This window comes from Tepidimonas sp. HKU78, from assembly GCF_049860815.1.
Classification (GTDB): domain Bacteria; phylum Pseudomonadota; class Gammaproteobacteria; order Burkholderiales; family Burkholderiaceae_C; genus Tepidimonas.
Genome location: NZ_CP187547.1, coordinates 280,789 through 297,280, shown reverse-complemented (window position 1 = coordinate 297,280; position 16,492 = coordinate 280,789). Strand labels below are relative to the sequence as shown.

Below are 16,492 nucleotides of genomic sequence, written 5' to 3'. Positions count from 1 at the left end.
CCACCATGAGCGCCATTGCCACCCAACTCAACCCCCGTTCGGCCGATTTCCAGGCCAATGCCGCCGCCATGCGCGCGCTGGTCGATGACCTGCACGCCCGCATCGCCCAGGTGGCGCAGGGCGGCGGCGAGGCCGCCCGCGCCAAGCACACCGCGCGCGGCAAGCTGCTGCCGCGCGAGCGGGTCGAAATGCTGCTCGACCTCGGCACGCCGTTTCTGGAAATCGCCCCGCTGGCGGCGCTGGACATGTACCAGAACGACGCCCCGGCAGCCGGGCTGATCGCGGGCATCGGCCGCGTGTCGGGCGTGGAGTGCGTCATCGTCTGCAACGACGCCACCGTCAAGGGCGGCACCTATTACCCGATGACGGTGAAGAAACACCTGCGCGCGCAGGAGATCGCGCAGCAGAACCGGCTGCCGTGCATCTACCTGGTGGACTCGGGCGGCGCCAACCTGCCCAACCAGGACGAGGTGTTCCCGGACCGCGACCACTTCGGCCGCATCTTTTACAACCAGGCCAACATGAGCGCGCAGGGCATCGCGCAGATCGCGGTGGTGATGGGCTCGTGCACGGCGGGCGGGGCCTACGTGCCGGCGATGAGCGACGAGACGATCATCGTCAAGAACCAGGGCACGATCTTCCTGGGCGGCCCGCCGCTGGTGAAGGCCGCCACCGGCGAGGTCGTCAGCGCCGAGGATCTGGGCGGCGGCGACGTGCACACGCGCCTGTCGGGCGTGGCCGACCACCTGGCCGAGAACGACCTGCACGCGCTGGCGCTGGCGCGCGAGGCGGTGGCGCGGCTGAACCGCCGCAAGGACTGGCCGGTGGCGCGCCGCGAGCCGCGCGCGCCGCTGTACCCGGCCGAGGAGCTCTACGGCGTCATCCCGACCGATGCGCGCAAGCCGTTCGACGTGCGCGAGATCATCGCGCGCCTCGTGGACGGCTCGGAGTTCCACGAGTTCAAGGCGCGCTACGGCACGACGCTGGTGTGCGGCTTTGCGCACCTCGAAGGCATGCCGGTGGGCATCGTCGCCAACAACGGCATTTTGTTTGCCGAAAGCGCCGACAAGGGCGCGCACTTCATCGAACTGTGCTGCCAGCGCAAGGTGCCGCTGGTGTTCCTGCAGAACATCACCGGCTTCATGGTCGGCCGCAAGTACGAGAACGCCGGCATCGCGCGTGCGGGCGCCAAGATGGTGACGGCGGTGGCGTGCGCGCAGGTGCCCAAGTTCACCGTCATCATCGGCGGCAGCTTCGGCGCTGGCAACTACGGCATGTGCGGGCGCGCGTACTCGCCGCGCTTGCTGTGGATGTGGCCCAACGCGCGCATCAGCGTCATGGGGGGCGAGCAAGCGGCCAGCGTGCTGGCCACGGTCAAGCGCGACGGCATCGAAGCCAAGGGTGGCACCTGGAGCGCCGAGGAGGAAGAAGCGTTCAAGGTGCCGATCCGCGCGCAGTACGAGCGCCAAGGCCACCCTTACTACGCTACCGCGCGCTTGTGGGATGACGGCGTCATCGACCCGGCCGACACGCGTCGCGTGCTGGCACTGGGCCTGTCGGCGGCGATGAATGCGCCGATTCCCGATACACGCTTTGGCGTGTTCCGCATGTGAGGGGGCAACCATGGCCAACGTGACCATCACCGTCGACGGCCCGCGCGCCACCGTCACCCTGACCCGGCCCGATGTGCGCAATGCCTTCAACGACGACGTGATCGCCGAGTTGACCACGGCGTTTCAAACGTTGGGCGCGCGCGCGGACGTGCGCGCCATCGTGTTGGCGGCCGAGGGCCCAGCGTTTTGCGCCGGGGCGGACCTGAACTGGATGCGCCGCATGGCCGACTACAGCCGGGAGGAGAATCTGGCCGACGCCCGCCGCTTGGCCGCCATGCTGCGCACCATCCACGACTGCCCCAAGCCGACCGTGGCACGGGTGCAGGGCGATGCCTATGCCGGCGGCGTCGGGCTGGTGGCGGTGTGCGACATCGCACTGGCGGTGGAGACGGCGGGTTTTTGCCTGAGTGAGGTCAAGCTGGGGCTGATCCCGGCCACCATTGGCCCTTACGTCGTGCGTGCGATGGGTGTGCGGGCGGCGCAACGCTATTTTTTGACCGCCGAACGCTTCGACGCTGCCGAGGCGCTGCGCATCGGCTTCGTGCACGAGGTGGTGCCGCCCGATGCTCTGGATGCGCGTGTGGACGCCCTCGTGCGCTCGCTGTGCAGCGCGGGGCCGTGCGCGCTGGCGGCGGCCAAGCGGCTCGTGCACGAGGTGGCCGAGGCACCGCTGGATGACGCGCTGGTGGCCCGCACCGTCGAGGCCATCGCCGACATCCGTGCCAGCGCCGAGGGGCGCGAGGGCGTCCAGTCGTTTTTGCACAAGCGCAAGCCCCAGTGGCTGGTGTGACGGAGTGGTTGTTCTCATGTTCCAAAAAATTCTGATCGCCAACCGTGGGGAGATCGCCTGCCGCGTCGCGGCCACGGCGCGCCGCCTGGGCATCCGCACCGTCGCCGTGTACTCCGAAGCGGACGCGCAGGCGCGCCACGTGGCGGCCTGCGACGAGGCGGTGTGCATCGGCGGCGCGGCCCCTGCCGACAGCTACCTGCGTGGCGAGCGCATCATCGCCGCCGCACTCGCCACCGGTGCCCAGGCCATCCACCCGGGCTACGGCTTCCTCAGTGAAAACGACCGCTTCGCGCAGGCGTGCGCCGACGCGGGGCTGGTGTTCATCGGCCCGCCCCCGTCGGCGATCGCCGCCATGGGGCTGAAGGCCGAGTCCAAGCGCTTGATGGAGGCGGCGGGCGTGCCCCTGGTGCCGGGCTACCACGGCAGCGAGCAAGACGCCCGCGTGCTCAAGGCCGAGGCGGACCGCATCGGCTACCCCGTGCTCATCAAGGCCAGCGCCGGCGGCGGCGGCAAAGGCATGCGGCGCGTGGAGGCGCCCGAGGCGTTCGACGAGGCACTGGCCGCCTGCCAGCGCGAGGCGCTCGCCAGCTTCGGCAACGCCGCGGTGCTGATCGAAAAGTACGTGCAGCGCCCACGCCACATTGAGATTCAGGTGTTTGCCGACACGCACGGCAACGCGGTGTACCTGTTCGAGCGCGACTGCTCGGTGCAGCGTCGCCACCAGAAGGTGTTGGAGGAGGCCCCGGCGCCAGGGCTCGCGCCCGCGCTGCGCCAGCAAATGGGGCTAGCGGCAGTGGCCGCGGCGCGCGCGGTGGGCTATGTGGGTGCGGGAACGGTCGAATTCATCGTCGAGCAACCGCTGGGCTACGACCACCCCGAGGCGATGCGCTTTTACTTCATGGAGATGAACACGCGGCTGCAGGTGGAGCACCCGGTGACCGAGGCGATCACAGGGCTGGACCTGGTGGAGTGGCAGCTGCGCGTGGCCGCCGGCGAGCCGTTGCCGCTGACCCAAGAGGCGCTGACCCTGCGTGGGCATGCCATCGAGGCGCGCATCTGCGCCGAAAACCCCGACAACCAGTTTTTGCCCGCGACGGGGCGCCTGGCCGTCTACCGCAAACCGGCGTGCAGCGCCTTCACGGTGGCGGACGTGCGCATCGACGATGGCGTGGCCGAGGGCGACACCATCAGCCCGCACTACGACTCGATGATCGCCAAGCTGATCGTGCGCGGGGAGTCGCGCGCACAGGCGCTGGCGCGGTTGGACGAGGCGCTGGCGCGCCTGCACATCGTGGGCGTGGCCAACAACGTGGCGTTCTTGCGCCGGGTGGTGCGCAGCGCGTCGTTTGCGCAGGCGCATCTGGACACCGCGCTCATCGAGCGCGAGCAAGCGGTGTTGTTTGGCGTGTCGGCCCTGTCGCGCGAAGCGGCGGTCGCCATTGCAGCCGCCCACACGCTGCAGGCTTGGCAAGCGCAGGCCGATGCTGATCCGTGGAGCGCGGGCGATGGCTTTGCCAGCCACGGCGTGCGCACGCGCACCCTGACGTTCCGCTGGGGCGACGAGTCGCTGGACGTGCGACTGTCGTGGCCGCGCGGGGTTGGGTGCGTGCTTCGCATCGGGGACGGTGAAGCCGCCCTGGAAGGCCCGCTGCGCTGGCAGCCCAACCCCGGTGGCGACTGGGCGCTGGGCGTGCAGTGGGCTGGGCACGCGTGGCGCGCCACCGTGTACGCCGATGGCGAACGTGTGCACGTGTTCACGCCCGACGGTGCGGTGGCGCTGGTGGCGGTCGATCGGTTGGCGCACGCGGGTGACGCGGCCAGCGAAGGCGGGCGGCTGACCGCACCCATGCCAGGTAAGGTGGTGCGCTTTGCGGTGCAGCCGGGCGAGGCGGTCAAGCGGGGCCAGCCACTGGCGGTGCTGGAAGCCATGAAAATGGAGCACACCATTGCCGCCCCTGCTGACGGCGTGGTCGAGGCGTTGCTGTACGCTCCGGGTGACCAAGTGGCCGAGGGAGCCGACTTGTTGCGGATGCGCACACCATGAGCACGACCAACTACCCCAGCCGCGTGCGTCTGATCGACGTCGGCCCGCGCGACGGCCTGCAAAACGAAGCCCAACCCGTGCCCACCGAGGTCAAAGTCGAGCTCGTGCACCGCCTGCAGGCCGCGGGGCTGCGCGAGATCGAAGTCACCAGCTACGTTAGCCCGAAGTGGGTGCCGCAGATGGCGGACAACCACGCCGTCATGCAAGGTATCCAGCGCCAGCCCGGGGTGCGCTACTCGGTGCTCACGCCCAACCTCAAAGGGTTGGAAGCGGCGCTACGGGATCGGCCCGATGAGATTGTGGTGTTTGGTGCTGCCAGCGAGGCGTTCAGCCGCCGCAACATCAACTGCAGCATTGCCGAGAGCATCGAGCGTTTTGCCCCTGTGGTCGAGGCCGCGCGCAATGCCGGCATTGCCGTGCGCGGGGCCATGAGCTGCACCGTGGGCTGCCCCTACGAGGGCGACATCCCCCCGCAGCGGGTGGGCGAGTTGGCCGCGCGGATGAAGGCCATCGGCGTGCAACGGGTGGACGTGGCCGACACCATTGGGGTGGGCACGCCGTTGAAGGTGCAACGCGCGATCGAGGCGGCGCTGGCGCACTACGACATCGACCACATCAGCGGCCACTTCCACGACACCTATGGACAGGCGTTGGCCAACACGCTGGCAGCGCTGCAAATGGGGGTGTGGAATTTTCAGACATCGGTGGCGGGGCTGGGCGGCTGCCCGTACGCGCCTGGTGCGACTGGCAACGTCGCCACCGAGGACGTGGTGTACCTGCTGCACGGGCTGGGCATCGAGACTGGCATCGATCTGGGCGCGCTGGCCGAGACCGGGGCCTGGATCAGCGAGCGCTTGGGCCGTCCCACGGCGTCGCGCGCGGGGCGGGCGCTGCGGGCGCGGGGGTGCTCATGAGCGCATCGACCCCGCCTCGGCCGCGCCTGTCGTTGGCCGACGCCCTGCGCCGCCAGCCCCCGGGGGCGCCGGTGCCGTCGCCTTGTATTGGGGTCTGCCGCATCGACGAGGCCACCGGTTGGTGTGCCGGCTGCTGGCGCACGCTCGACGAGATCGCTGGCTGGGGTACGAGCGACGATGTCACTCGCCGGCGCATCTGGCAGGCCATCGAGGCGCGGCAGGCCACCGGCGTCGGCTAAGATGTCATGACCGTCACTTCGCAGGAGGCATGATCCATGTTCAAGAAAATCCTCGTTCCCGTCGATGGCTCGGCCCTGTCGCACGCCGCGGGCACGCTGGCGGCCGATTTGGCCAAGCAGCACGGCGCCGAGATCGTGGGCGTGTATGTGATCGACCCGTTCCCCTACATCGGTATCGGTGACGCATCGGCCATTGGGCTGCAGGCGTATCTGGCCGAGGCGCAGGCCGCCGCCACGCGGGCGCTGGACGACCTCAAGCAAGTCTGTGCCGAGCGCGGCGTGCCGTTTGCCGGCGACACCATCGAGCGCAACGTCACCTACGAAGGGATACTGGAAACCGCAGAGGCCGAGGGCTGCGACCTGATCGTCATGGGCTCGCACGGCCGCAAGGGCGTGCAGGCGCTCATTCTGGGCAGCGTAGCCCAGAAAGTGCTCACGTACGCCAAGGTGCCGGTGCTGATCGTCAAACCGAGCGCCACTTGATCGAGCAGCCGATGCTGGCCACCTGATCGCGCGGCCCCTGGCCGGTCTGTGCGATCAGGCGCATTGCATCCAACAGATCGCACGGCGTGCCGGGCGGCGCGGCCTCCTTGCGCGACGCGTCGAAGCGACCCCGGTATTGCAGCTCGTCCTGGGCGTTGAAGCCAAAGAAGTCCGGCGTGCAGACTGCGCCCCAAGCGCGCGCCACCTCCTGCGTCTCGTCGTACAGGTAGGGGAACGGAAAGCCCCGCTCCTGCGCAACGCGCTGCATGTGTTCGAACGAATCCTCGGGGTAAGCCGCGGGGTCGTTGGACGAGATCGCAGCCACCCCGATGCCCATGTCGAGCAGCGTGCGCGTCACGGGCACCAGCCGCGGCAGAATCGCCTGTACGTATGGGCAGTGGTTGCAGATGAACATCACCAGCGTCCCTTTGGGGCCGCGGATGTCCTCGTAACGGTAGCGGCGTCCGTCGGTGGCGGGCAGGTCGAAGCCAGGGGCTTTCCAGCCAAAGTCGCAAACGGGTGGGATGGCAGCCATCGGTGTTGCTCCTTGTGTCGTTTCGGTGGTAACGATGGTAATCTAAGGAACCGCTAAACGAACCCCGCCTGCTCGTCTCGAGCGCAGCCGCGCCGGCGGGTTGCACAGAGGTGGGGCCGCAGGCGGCGGCGGGGATGTGGTCATGAGGGGTAGAAAGCGGTCGATTTCTGCCTCTTCTGAGCGCCCTCGGCCCTGATTATGTGTGCAGTGGCATCGGGGGCGTGTCCTCGCGCGTCAGGTCGATGCTGACAAAGCGGCGGATGGCCTGCCTGTCGTACACCGCGTCCTCGATTCCCTGATTCACAGCCCAAAGCCCTACGGCTTCGATCTCGGCCAGAAAGCGCTCGCGCGGGGTGGGCGTCTTCTTGGAGAAGTACTCGAGTTCAGCAAAGCTCGTCGGGGTTAGCACAGGGCGGGTTTGTTGGCTGGGTGGGAGAGAGTGCGTCGATGTGATGGTGCCCGGTCTTGGCAAGGGTGGGGATTGAGGCAGCGGCTCCTCTGGGAGCCGTGTGAGTGCACCTCGGGTGTGTAAAACCCGCGGTCGGCTGGCGTCGGGCTCTCTCCCTACAATGCAGGGCTCTCCATCCATCCCGAGGGCCGTGGTCGATGAAAGTCGTGGCAGGTGCAGACGCTAGCGCAGTCGATGCCGAGGCAACCACGCCAGCGGGCGTCATCCGCATCCGCGGCGCGCGACAGCACAATCTGCGCAACCTCGACCTGGACATCCGCACCGGTGAGCTGACGGTGGTGACCGGCCCCAGCGGCTCGGGCAAATCCAGCCTGGTGTTCGACACGCTGTTTGCCGAAGGGCAGCGCCGCTACGTGGAGACGTTCTCGGCCTACGCGCGGCAGTTTTTGGACCGCATGGACCGTCCGGCGGTGGACCACATCGACGGCGTGCCGCCAGCGATCGCCATCGACCAGACCAACCCGGTGCGCTCGTCGCGCTCCACGGTCGGGACGATGACCGAGCTCAACGACCACCTGAAACTGCTGTTTGCGCGCGCGGCCCAGTTGTTCGACCGGGTGACGGCGCTGCCCGTGCGCCACGACACGGTGGAGACGATCGTGGCCGACCTGCGGGCGCGCGCGGCGGCGGCGGGCGATCCGCGGCTGGTGGTGACGTTTGCCGTCGAACTCCCGGCCAGCACGTCGGATGAGGACGTGCAGCAGTGGCTCTCGGCCAGTGGCTACACGCGCGTGCAGGCGCAGCAGGTGGTGGGCGAGCGGCGGCGGCTGGATGTGGTGGCGGACCGCTTTCGCCTGGGCAGTGCCGACCCCGCGCGCGTGGCCGAGGCGGTGGAGGTTGCCCTGCGCCGCGGCGGCGGTCGCGTGACGGTGTATGCGTTGGCCGAGGGCGAGGCTGAACCGGCCCTGTGGCGGTATTCCACCGGCCTGCACTGCCCGGAGAGCGACATCCGCTACGCCGATCCGCGGCCGTCGCTGTTTTCGTTCAACTCGCCGGCGGGCGCCTGCGACACCTGTCGCGGCTTTGGGCGCGTCATTGGCGTGGACTGGGGGCTGGTGATTCCCGACCCCAAGCTGACACTGCGCGCCGGTGCCATCAAGCCGATCCAGACCCCCGCGTTTCGGGAGTGTCAGGACGATCTGTTGCGCCACGCAGAGGCAGCGGGCATCCCGCGCGACACCCCGTGGTATCAGTTGTCGCCCGCGCAGCAGCAGTGGGTGCTGGAGGGCTCGCCGCATTGGTCGGGTGACTGGCAGCGCCAGTGGTACGGCATCCGCCGCTTCTTCGACTATCTGGAGAGCAAGGCGTACAAGATGCACATCCGGGTGCTGCTGTCCAAATACCGCAGCTACACCGAATGCCCGGATTGTGGTGGCGCACGACTCAAAACCGAGAGCCTGTTGTGGCGGCTGGGCACGCGGGAAGACGCCGACGCCGTGTTGCCCCCCGAGCAGCGCTTTCGCCCCCGCGGCGTGGCATGGACGGATGCGCAGCTGCAGGTGCTGCCTGGGTTGTGCCTGCACGACCTGATGCGGCTGCCGCTGACGCGGCTGCGCCAGTTCGTCGAGCGGTTGCGGGCGCGCGTGGCCGAACTGCCCGCGGGCGAACGCCAGGCGCAAGGGCTGCTGCTCGACGAGATCGCGACCCGGTTGCGCTACCTGTGCGAAGTGGGGCTGGGCTACCTGACGTTGGATCGGCAAAGTCGCACGCTCTCGGGCGGCGAGGTGCAGCGCATCAACCTCACCACGGCGCTGGGTACCTCGCTGGTCAACACGCTGTTCGTGCTCGATGAACCCTCGATCGGCTTGCACCCGCGCGACATGGCGCGCATCAACCAGGCGATGGCGCGGCTGCGCGACGCGGGCAACACGCTGGTGGTGGTGGAGCACGACCCAGCGGTCATGCTGGCCGCCGACCGCATCCTGGACATGGGGCCCGGCCCCGGCGAGCGCGGCGGGCGCATCGTCTTCGACGGCCCGCCGGATGCGCTGCGCCGTGCCGATACGCTCACTGGGCAGTACTTGTCGGGGCGGCGCCAGATCGGCTTCGGCGTCAAGCGCCGCGTCACCGAATCGACCCCGCGCCTGATCGTCGAAGGCGCGCGCGAGCACAACCTGCGCGGCATCGACGTCGCGTTCCCCTTGCAACGGCTGGTCGTGGTCACGGGGGTCAGCGGCTCGGGCAAGTCGACGCTGGTGCAAGACATCCTGGCACCGGCGCTGCTGCGTCACTTCGGCCAGCCCACCGAGGCCCCTGGCGCGCACGAGCGACTGCTCGGTGCCGACCATCTGGAGGGCGTGGTTTTCGTCGACCAGACGCCGATCGGCAAAACGGCGCGCTCCAACCCGGTCAGCTATGTGGGCGCGTGGGACGCCATCCGCACCCTGTTCGCGCAGACGCCGCTGGCGCAGCAGCGCGGCTACACGGCGGCCAAATTCAGCTTCAACAGCGGCGACGGGCGTTGCCCGACTTGCGGCGGCTCGGGCTTCGAGCACGTGGAGATGCAATTTCTGTCTGACGTGTACCTGCGCTGCCCTGACTGTCACGGGCGGCGCTACCGCCCCGAAGTGCTGGAGGTGACCATCGAGCGCGGTGGGCGCTGGCTGAGCGTGGCCGACGTGCTGGAGCTGACCGTGGCCGAAGCGGTGCAGTGTTTCGCCGCCGACCGCGAGGTGATACGGGTGTTGCAGCCACTGCTGGACGTGGGGCTGGAGTACCTGCGCCTGGGCCAGCCGGTGCCGACGCTCTCGGGCGGCGAGGCGCAGCGCCTCAAGCTCGCAGGCCATCTGGCCGCTGCGACACCCCAGGCGCCCAAGCGCGGCGCGCGCCGCGGCGTGCCGGTCGGCGACCCCGGCGCTCCCTGGGCGGACAAGACGGGGCGCGCGCGCGGCATGCTGTTTTTGTTCGACGAGCCGACCACGGGTCTGCACTTCGACGATATCGCCAAACTGATGCGCGCGCTGCGCAAGCTGCTGGAGGCCGGGCATTCGCTGGTGGTCATCGAGCACAACCTGGACGTGATCCGGGCGGCCGACTGGGTCATCGACTTGGGGCCGGAAGGCGGTGATGAAGGGGGCACGGTCGTGTTCGCCGGTACGCCCGAGGAGCTGCGCCAGCACCCCAGCAGCCACACCGCGGCCGCGTTGCGCGAGTACGCCCAGGCCATCGGCGAGGCGGCGGCCGCGGGTGAGCCGCGTCCCGCCGCTGCGGCCCCCGTGGCGCGCCCCGCGGCGCCGCCCGATGCGATCCGCATCGTGCACGCGCGCGAACACAACCTGCGCGACCTGTCGGTGGACATTCCGCACGGGCGCTTCACCGTCATCACCGGCGTCAGTGGTTCGGGCAAATCGACGTTGGCGTTCGACATTCTGTTCAACGAGGGGCAGCGCCGCTACCTGGAGAGCCTCAACGCCTATGCGCGCAGCATCGTGCAACCGGCGGGCCGCCCGGAGGTGGACGCCGTCTGGGGCATCCCCCCCACGGTGGCGATCGAGCAGCGTCTCTCGCGCGGGGGGCGCAAGTCCACCGTCGGCACGGTGACCGAGGTCTGGCACTATCTGCGGCTGCTGTATGTCAAGCTGGGGGTGCAGCACTGCGTGCACGATGGTGCGCCGGTGCAGCCGCAGACGCCCGAGCGCATCGTCGCCCAGTGGCTGCAGCGCTATCGGGGGCGCACCCTCAGCGTGCTGGCACCACTGGTCGTCCACCGCAAAGGGGTGTACACCGAATGGGCGGAGTGGGCCGCGCAGCGTGGCTACCCACAGTTGCGCGTCGATGGACAGATGCTGCCCACACAGGGCTTTCCGCGCCTGGACCGCTACAAAGAGCACACGCTGGAGCTGCCGGTGGCGACGCTGCGCGTGACACCGGCGGCGGAGGCGGATCTCCGCCAGGCCCTTGCGCAGGCGCTACAGCATGGCAAGGGGGTGGTGCACGCCCTGGCCGAAGGGGATGCCGAGGCCGCGGTGTACTCTACCCAGCGCGCCTGCCCGGTGTGTGGCACCAGCTACCCAGAGCTGGACCCGCGCTTGTTTTCGTACAACAGCCCGCATGGTTGGTGCCCGGATTGCGTGGGTACCGGGGTGCAGCTCACGCGCGAGCAGCGCCGCGCGCTCGACGACCGCACGCGCGACGACGCGCGCGGGCGCGAGCACACCTTTGCCGAGCCCGAGCTGGACGATCTGGGCGACGAGCCGTGCGCCACCTGCGGTGGTACCCGCCTCAACCCCATCGCGCGCGCGGTGCGCTTCCGCGATCGCCCCATCACCGACATCGCGCGCTGGAGCGTCGATGAGGTGTTGGCCTGGGTGCGTACACTGCGCGCGCCCGACGCCCTCAGCGGGCGCGAGGCCGACATCGCCCGCGATCTGTTGCCCGAAATCGAAAGCCGCCTGCGCTTTTTGCAGCAGGTGGGGCTGGGCTATCTGACCCTCGACCGTGGCGCGCCCACGTTGTCGGGTGGCGAGGCGCAGCGCATCCGGCTGGCGGCGCAGCTGGGCTCCAACCTGCAGGGCGTGTGCTACGTGCTCGACGAACCCACCATTGGGCTGCATCCGCGCGACAACCGCATCCTGCTCGACGCGTTGCACGCCTTGCGTCAGCATGGCAACACGCTGGTGGTGGTGGAGCACGACGAGGACACGATCCGCCGCGCCGATCACCTGATCGACATCGGCCCCGGTGCCGGGCGCCGCGGGGGGCGGGTGGTGGCACAAGGCGGCGTCGACGACCTGATGCGCACGCCCGAGTCGCAGACCGGCCGCTATTTGGCGCAGGCGATGCGCCACCCGCTGCAGCCGCGCCGCCCCGTGACCGACGACGCCCCTGCGCTGTGGGTGCGCCGGGCACAGCGCCACAATCTGCAGGGGATCGACGTGCGCGTGCCGCTGCACCGGCTGGTGGCCGTCACCGGCGTGAGCGGCTCGGGCAAATCCACGCTGGCGCGCGACGTGCTGCTGGCCAACGTGGCGGCGGCGCTGGCCGCGCCCCGGCGCAGCCGCGCGCTGCGCTGGAGCGGCTGTGCGCGCATCGATGGTGTGCAGGTCATCGACCGCGTGCTGGAGGTGGACCAGACCCCGATCGGCAAAACGCCGCGCTCGTGTCCGGCCACCTACGTCGGTTTTTGGGATGCGATTCGCAAGCTCTATGCCGAAACGCTGGAGGCCAAGGCCCGTGGCTATGGTCCCGGGCGCTTTTCCTTCAACACCGGCGATGGCCGCTGCCCGGTGTGCGAGGGGCAGGGGGTGCGCACGATCGAAATGAGCTTCCTGCCCGACGTCAAGGTGCCGTGCGAGGCCTGCGGCGGGGCGCGCTTCAACCCCGAGACGCTGGCCGTGACCTGGCGCGGCCGGTCCATCGGCGAGGTGCTGGCCATGTCCGTGGACGAGGCGGTGGACTTCTTTGCCTCCATGCCCGCGATCGCGCACCCGCTGCACCTGCTACAAGACGTGGGACTGGGTTATTTGACGCTCGGGCAGCCGAGCCCGACGCTGTCCGGTGGCGAGGCGCAGCGCATCAAGCTGGTGACGGAGCTGAGCAAGGTGCGCGATGACGTTGGCCGGCGCGGGCAAAAAGCGCCGCACACGCTATACGTGCTGGACGAGCCGACCGTGGGCCTGCACATGGCCGACGTGGACAAGCTCATCCGGGTGCTGCACCGGCTGGTCGATGGCGGGCATAGCGTCGTCGTCATCGAGCACGACCTGGACCTGATCGCGGAGGCGGATTGGGTCATCGACCTGGGTCCCGAGGGCGGGGCGGGTGGCGGCCGTGTGGTGGGCGAGGGTACCCCCGAGGACTTGGTGTGCCAAGGCACGCACACGGGGCAGGCGCTGGCCGCCGTGCTGGCACGGGGGGATACGTGAAGCCAACCGCGGCCACGCCGGCGCGCGTGGTGTGGATCGAACCCGACGCGCCACCCAAACCCGCCTGGGGCCAGCCCTGTAACGGCTGCGGTGTGTGCTGTCTGCTCGAGCCGTGTCCGGTCGGCATCGTGCTGAGTCGCCGCCGGTGCGGAGCGTGCGTGGCGCTGCGCTGGGTGGCGACCGAGCGGCGCTACCGCTGCGGGGTGCTGCACGACCCGGGTGCGTTGCTGGGCTGGGGGGACGGACGTATCGGGCGCTGGCTGACGGCGCGCGCGCAGCCATGGCTGGCGCGCTGGATCGCCGCGGGCAGCGGGTGCGACTGCGACGCCGCGGTCGAAAACCCGTCCCCGAGTTGATCCGCGTCAAGCCACGGGTCCCGGCGTGCGCGCACCATTCGAAGATTCGAATGGATCGATGGTGTCATCATGATCGACTGGACCGCGTGGATCGAGCGCTGGGGCGAGGCGGGGATATTGGCCGCTGGGGGCTTGGTGCTGGGCTTGGGGTTTGGGTTTTTCGGGCAGCGCTCCAAGTTTTGCCTGCGCGCAGCGGTCATCGAGTTTTGGCATCGGCGCTTTGGTGACAAGTTGGCGGTGTGGTTACTGGCGTTTTCGACGGCCGTCGTGGCGGTGCAGTCCGCCGTGCTGCTGGGCTGGCTGGACGTCAGCAGCGCGCGCCAGCTGGCCACCCGTGGCAGCCTGTCGGGTGCGGTCATTGGCGGCCTGCTGTTCGGGCTGGGCATGGTGATGACGCGCGGCTGCGCCAGCCGCTTGCTCGTGCTGTCGGCCAACGGCAACTTGCGCGCCTTGCTGTCGGGATTGATCTTCGCGGTCACCGCGCAGGCCTCGCTGGGCGGGGTGCTGGCCCCGTGGCGCGAGGCCGTCGGCAGTTGGTGGGTCGTCGAGGGCGGGCCATCACGCGATGTGCTGGCTTGGTTGGGTGGCGGGCCCTGGTTGGGGTTGCTACTCGGGTTGGTGTGGGCGGCTGCCGCCTTGTTTTTTGCCGTGCGCAGCGGCTGGGGGTTCTGGAAGTGGTTCGGTGGGGCCGCCACGGGCCTGATGGTCGCGCTGGCCTGGGTTTTTAGCTACCAGGTCATGACGCACTCGTTCGAGCCGGTGCAGATCCAGGGCATGACCTTCAGCGGCCCATCGGCCGAATGGCTGATGCGCGTGTTGGCCGAGCCCAACAAACCCTGGACCTTCGGGCTGGGGCTGATGCCGGGCGTCTTTCTGGGTTCGCTGGCCGGGGCGCTGGTCGGGCGTGAGTGGAAGTTGGAGGGCTTCGGCGGCGCCTATACCATGCCGCGCTACATCGTCGGCGCGGTGCTGATGGGCTTTGGCTCCATGCTGGCCGGTGGCTGTGCGGTCGGCGCGGGCATGACGGGCGGATCGATCTTTGCCCTGACGGCCTGGTTGACGCTCCTCGGCATGTGGGTTGGGGGCGGAATCGCCGATCGCCTGATCGACCGTCCCCAGCCCCGGGAGATGATGCCCACCGCCGGTGCTTTGGGCGACCTAGCCCGCGCGCCCTGACGTGCGCGCCCGCGCCAGCAGCACCAGACACACCAGTGCCACCGCGGTGAGCAGCGCCGGAAAGCCCACGCGCGGCGCCCACTGCAGGGCTGCGCCCGCCAGCGACGGCGCCAGCACCCCGCCCAGCGTGTAGGCCATGACCAGCACGGCGGTGCTGTTGACCAGTGTGACGCCGCGTTCGCGCGCGCCGATGTCGATCATGGCCAGCGTGTACAAGCAACCCCCAGCGCCGCCCCATAGAAAGGCTACCGGCCACGCCAGCCAAGGCGTGCCCGCCACCCAGGGGATGATCAGGGTGGCCACCAGCGTGACGGCCGCGCACACCCGCATCAGCTGCAGCCGGGCACCGCCCGCGCCGCCGCGCCGCCCGGGCCTACGCCCCATCCGGTCGGCCAGTGCCCCGGCGGGCAGCATCCACATCGCGCTGCCGAGTCCACTGGCAGACACCAGCAGCGCCGCCGCGGCCGCCCCCAGCCCCAGCGCCACGCCGTACAGGGGCAGGATCGAGGTCAGTCCGCTTTCGAAAAAACCGCCGCAAAAACCCGCCGCCATGATGACGGGGTGCGCCCGCAGCGCCGCCCACACGCCACGCCAGCCCACGTGGGCGTCGTGCGCGTCGGGCTCGGGCGGCAGCGGGGGCACCCGCAGCGCCCAGCCCAGCCCCACGGCCAGCAGCGCCACCGATAGCCACAATGCCTGCGGGCTGGACGGCCCGACGGCGGCCAGCAGCAAAGGCCCGATGACGAAGGTCGCCCCCACCATGGTCTCGAACAGGCCCACCGCTCGCCCGCGCAGGTGAGGCGGGGCGAACTCGGCCACCAGCGCTTCGGCCAACACCCAGCGCAGCCCGGACGCCATGCCTGCGAGCATCTTGAGGCCAAACCACAACGCCAGCGCTGCCGAGCCCTCCAGCGGCAACCCGTAGCCGATGCCCGCCACCACTGGCACGGCGCCCGACAGCCACAGCGCACGCCGCCGCCCAAGTGCGCGCGTCAGCGCCGAGGCAAACGGCGTCACCAGCAAAATGCCCACCCAGGCGCTGGCCGCGAACAGGCCGATGAGCGCCGTGGGGGCTTGCTGCTCGCTCAGGCGCAGAATCAGCCACGGCGTGAGCATGAAATAGCCCACCAGCTCGAAAAAGGTGGAACCGAAAATCGCGATCAGCCCGCGTGGTGACGGTGACGCGGCCGAAGCCGGGGACACAAGGGACATGTCGATGGCAGTGTGGGGCAGTCGTGGGGAAGGGGGCTTGGCAGCAAACGATGGGATTCTGTACAATTGCGGGTTCGGCGCTTTGGCGTCGAGTGTATCTGTCCTCGTTGCCCGGGGCGAATCCGGGGCGTTGCGGGGCGTTTTCAGCAAAGAGGTAACCTATGTACGCGGTCATAAAAACCGGCGGCAAGCAGTATCGCGTGGCTGCCGGCGAAAAAATCAAAGTAGAACAGATCGCTGCGGACGTAGGCCAAGAGATCGTGATCGACCAGGTGTTGGCCGTGGGCAACGGCGCGGACATCCGGGTGGGCACCCCCTTGGTCAGCGGCGCAACGGTCACGGCCACGGTCGTGTCGCATGGTCGGGGTGAGAAGGTGCGCATCTTCAAGCTGCGTCGCCGCAAGCACTACCAAAAGCGCCAAGGCCACCGGCAAAACTTCACCGAGCTGCAAATCGGCTCGATCAACGTCTGACGAGGTGACCCACCATGGCACAGAAAAAAGGCGGCGGCTCCACCCGTAACGGCCGCGACTCCAAGCCCAAGATGCTGGGCGTGAAGGTGTTTGGCGGCCAGGACGTCAGCGCCGGTGCGATCATCGTGCGCCAGCGCGGCACCCAGTTCCATCCCGGCACCGGCACCGGTATCGGCAAAGACCACACCATCTACGCCACCGTGGCGGGCAAGGTCGAGTTCGCCGTCAAGGGCGCGCTCAACCGCAAGGTGGTCAACGTCATTCCCGCCTGACGTGCCAGCGTGGCTTTAGGGCGCACGCCCTGCGGGCCACGGCGGGCCTCAG

General features: G+C 69.3%; 13 protein-coding genes and 1 pseudogene. 11 read left to right on the top strand and 3 right to left on the bottom strand.

Translation table 11 applies throughout. The annotated features are described in order from the left end of the window. Window positions 1–5: 5 nt before the first annotated feature. From ACPYIS_RS01515 to ACPYIS_RS01490, 6 genes are read left to right on the top strand one after another with little or no spacing between them, the layout of a single operon-like run. Window positions 6–1,613: a carboxyl transferase domain-containing protein gene (locus tag ACPYIS_RS01515; RefSeq protein ID WP_424895190.1), complete on the top strand. Its 1,608-nt coding sequence runs from the start codon at window positions 6–8 to the stop codon at window positions 1,611–1,613. 10 nt (window positions 1,614–1,623) lie between these two features. After that, window positions 1,624–2,403 (top strand): enoyl-CoA hydratase/isomerase family protein, encoded by a 780-nt coding sequence (locus ACPYIS_RS01510; RefSeq protein WP_424858672.1) that lies wholly within the window; start codon window positions 1,624–1,626, stop codon window positions 2,401–2,403. A 16-nt stretch (window positions 2,404–2,419) separates the two neighbouring features. After that, entirely contained in the window at window positions 2,420–4,447 is a 2,028-nt protein-coding gene (locus ACPYIS_RS01505; protein WP_424858673.1) for an acetyl/propionyl/methylcrotonyl-CoA carboxylase subunit alpha, read from the top strand. Beyond that, entirely contained in the window at window positions 4,444–5,361 is a 918-nt protein-coding gene (locus ACPYIS_RS01500; RefSeq protein WP_299019355.1) for a hydroxymethylglutaryl-CoA lyase, read from the top strand. Before ACPYIS_RS01505 ends, ACPYIS_RS01500 begins: the two co-directional genes overlap by 4 nt. Next, on the top strand, window positions 5,358–5,600 hold the full coding sequence (locus tag ACPYIS_RS01495) for a DUF1289 domain-containing protein (RefSeq protein ID WP_299019357.1): 243 nt from the start codon (window positions 5,358–5,360) through the stop codon (window positions 5,598–5,600). Before ACPYIS_RS01500 ends, ACPYIS_RS01495 begins: the two co-directional genes overlap by 4 nt. Window positions 5,601–5,636: 36 nt before the next feature. Next, on the top strand, window positions 5,637–6,083 hold the full coding sequence (locus ACPYIS_RS01490; protein ID WP_299019359.1) for a universal stress protein: 447 nt from the start codon (window positions 5,637–5,639) through the stop codon (window positions 6,081–6,083). Here the strand turns inward: ACPYIS_RS01490 and ACPYIS_RS01485 are convergent. Both ACPYIS_RS01485 and ACPYIS_RS01480 read right to left on the bottom strand, forming a co-directional pair. Further along, window positions 6,064–6,618: a thioredoxin family protein gene (locus ACPYIS_RS01485; protein ID WP_299019366.1), complete on the bottom strand. Its 555-nt coding sequence runs from the start codon at window positions 6,616–6,618 to the stop codon at window positions 6,064–6,066. The two genes, ACPYIS_RS01490 and ACPYIS_RS01485, sit on opposite strands and share 20 nt — an antisense overlap. A 217-nt stretch (window positions 6,619–6,835) precedes the next feature. Continuing rightward, a pseudogene (locus ACPYIS_RS01480) lies at window positions 6,836–7,027 on the bottom strand (IS5/IS1182 family transposase); the annotation flags it as partial. Between the two features lie 197 nt (window positions 7,028–7,224). Between ACPYIS_RS01480 and uvrA the strand changes: the two are divergent. From uvrA to ACPYIS_RS01465, 3 genes are all read left to right on the top strand, one after another. Beyond that, complete coding sequence (gene uvrA, locus ACPYIS_RS01475; RefSeq protein ID WP_424858674.1) at window positions 7,225–12,951, top strand: excinuclease ABC subunit UvrA; 5,727 nt, start codon at window positions 7,225–7,227, stop codon at window positions 12,949–12,951. Then, on the top strand, window positions 12,948–13,307 hold the full coding sequence (locus tag ACPYIS_RS01470) for a hypothetical protein (protein ID WP_299022448.1): 360 nt from the start codon (window positions 12,948–12,950) through the stop codon (window positions 13,305–13,307). The genes uvrA and ACPYIS_RS01470 overlap by 4 nt, the downstream gene beginning before the upstream one ends. A 69-nt stretch (window positions 13,308–13,376) precedes the next feature. Continuing rightward, window positions 13,377–14,483, top strand: coding sequence for a YeeE/YedE family protein (locus ACPYIS_RS01465; protein ID WP_424895191.1), 1,107 nt, complete (start codon window positions 13,377–13,379; stop codon window positions 14,481–14,483). On the opposite strand, the gene ACPYIS_RS01460 is transcribed toward ACPYIS_RS01465, so the two are convergent. After that, entirely contained in the window at window positions 14,466–15,695 is a 1,230-nt protein-coding gene (locus tag ACPYIS_RS01460) for an MFS transporter (RefSeq protein WP_299022440.1), read from the bottom strand. The two genes, ACPYIS_RS01465 and ACPYIS_RS01460, sit on opposite strands and share 18 nt — an antisense overlap. 161 nt (window positions 15,696–15,856) lie before the next feature. Here ACPYIS_RS01460 and rplU point away from each other — a divergent pair, with 161 nt between their 5' ends. Beyond that, window positions 15,857–16,168, top strand: coding sequence for a 50S ribosomal protein L21 (rplU, locus tag ACPYIS_RS01455; RefSeq protein WP_068606890.1), 312 nt, complete (start codon window positions 15,857–15,859; stop codon window positions 16,166–16,168). 14 nt (window positions 16,169–16,182) lie between these two features. Continuing rightward, a complete protein-coding gene (rpmA, locus tag ACPYIS_RS01450) occupies window positions 16,183–16,440 on the top strand; it encodes a 50S ribosomal protein L27 (protein WP_043699768.1) in 258 nt (85 codons plus the stop codon). Window positions 16,441–16,492 lie beyond the last annotated feature (52 nt).

Coding starts and splice junctions, on each gene's coding strand:
- ACPYIS_RS01515 (WP_424895190.1), top strand. CDS start 6: ATGAGCGCCATTGCCACCCAACTCAACCCCCGTTCGGCCGATTTCCAG.
- ACPYIS_RS01510 (WP_424858672.1), top strand. CDS start 1,624: ATGGCCAACGTGACCATCACCGTCGACGGCCCGCGCGCCACCGTCACC.
- ACPYIS_RS01505 (WP_424858673.1), top strand. CDS start 2,420: ATGTTCCAAAAAATTCTGATCGCCAACCGTGGGGAGATCGCCTGCCGC.
- ACPYIS_RS01500 (WP_299019355.1), top strand. CDS start 4,444: ATGAGCACGACCAACTACCCCAGCCGCGTGCGTCTGATCGACGTCGGC.
- ACPYIS_RS01495 (WP_299019357.1), top strand. CDS start 5,358: ATGAGCGCATCGACCCCGCCTCGGCCGCGCCTGTCGTTGGCCGACGCC.
- ACPYIS_RS01490 (WP_299019359.1), top strand. CDS start 5,637: ATGTTCAAGAAAATCCTCGTTCCCGTCGATGGCTCGGCCCTGTCGCAC.
- ACPYIS_RS01485 (WP_299019366.1), bottom strand. CDS start 6,618: ATGGCTGCCATCCCACCCGTTTGCGACTTTGGCTGGAAAGCCCCTGGC.
- uvrA (WP_424858674.1), top strand. CDS start 7,225: ATGAAAGTCGTGGCAGGTGCAGACGCTAGCGCAGTCGATGCCGAGGCA.
- ACPYIS_RS01465 (WP_424895191.1), top strand. CDS start 13,377: ATGATCGACTGGACCGCGTGGATCGAGCGCTGGGGCGAGGCGGGGATA.
- ACPYIS_RS01460 (WP_299022440.1), bottom strand. CDS start 15,695: ATGTCCCTTGTGTCCCCGGCTTCGGCCGCGTCACCGTCACCACGCGGG.
- rplU (WP_068606890.1), top strand. CDS start 15,857: ATGTACGCGGTCATAAAAACCGGCGGCAAGCAGTATCGCGTGGCTGCC.
- rpmA (WP_043699768.1), top strand. CDS start 16,183: ATGGCACAGAAAAAAGGCGGCGGCTCCACCCGTAACGGCCGCGACTCC.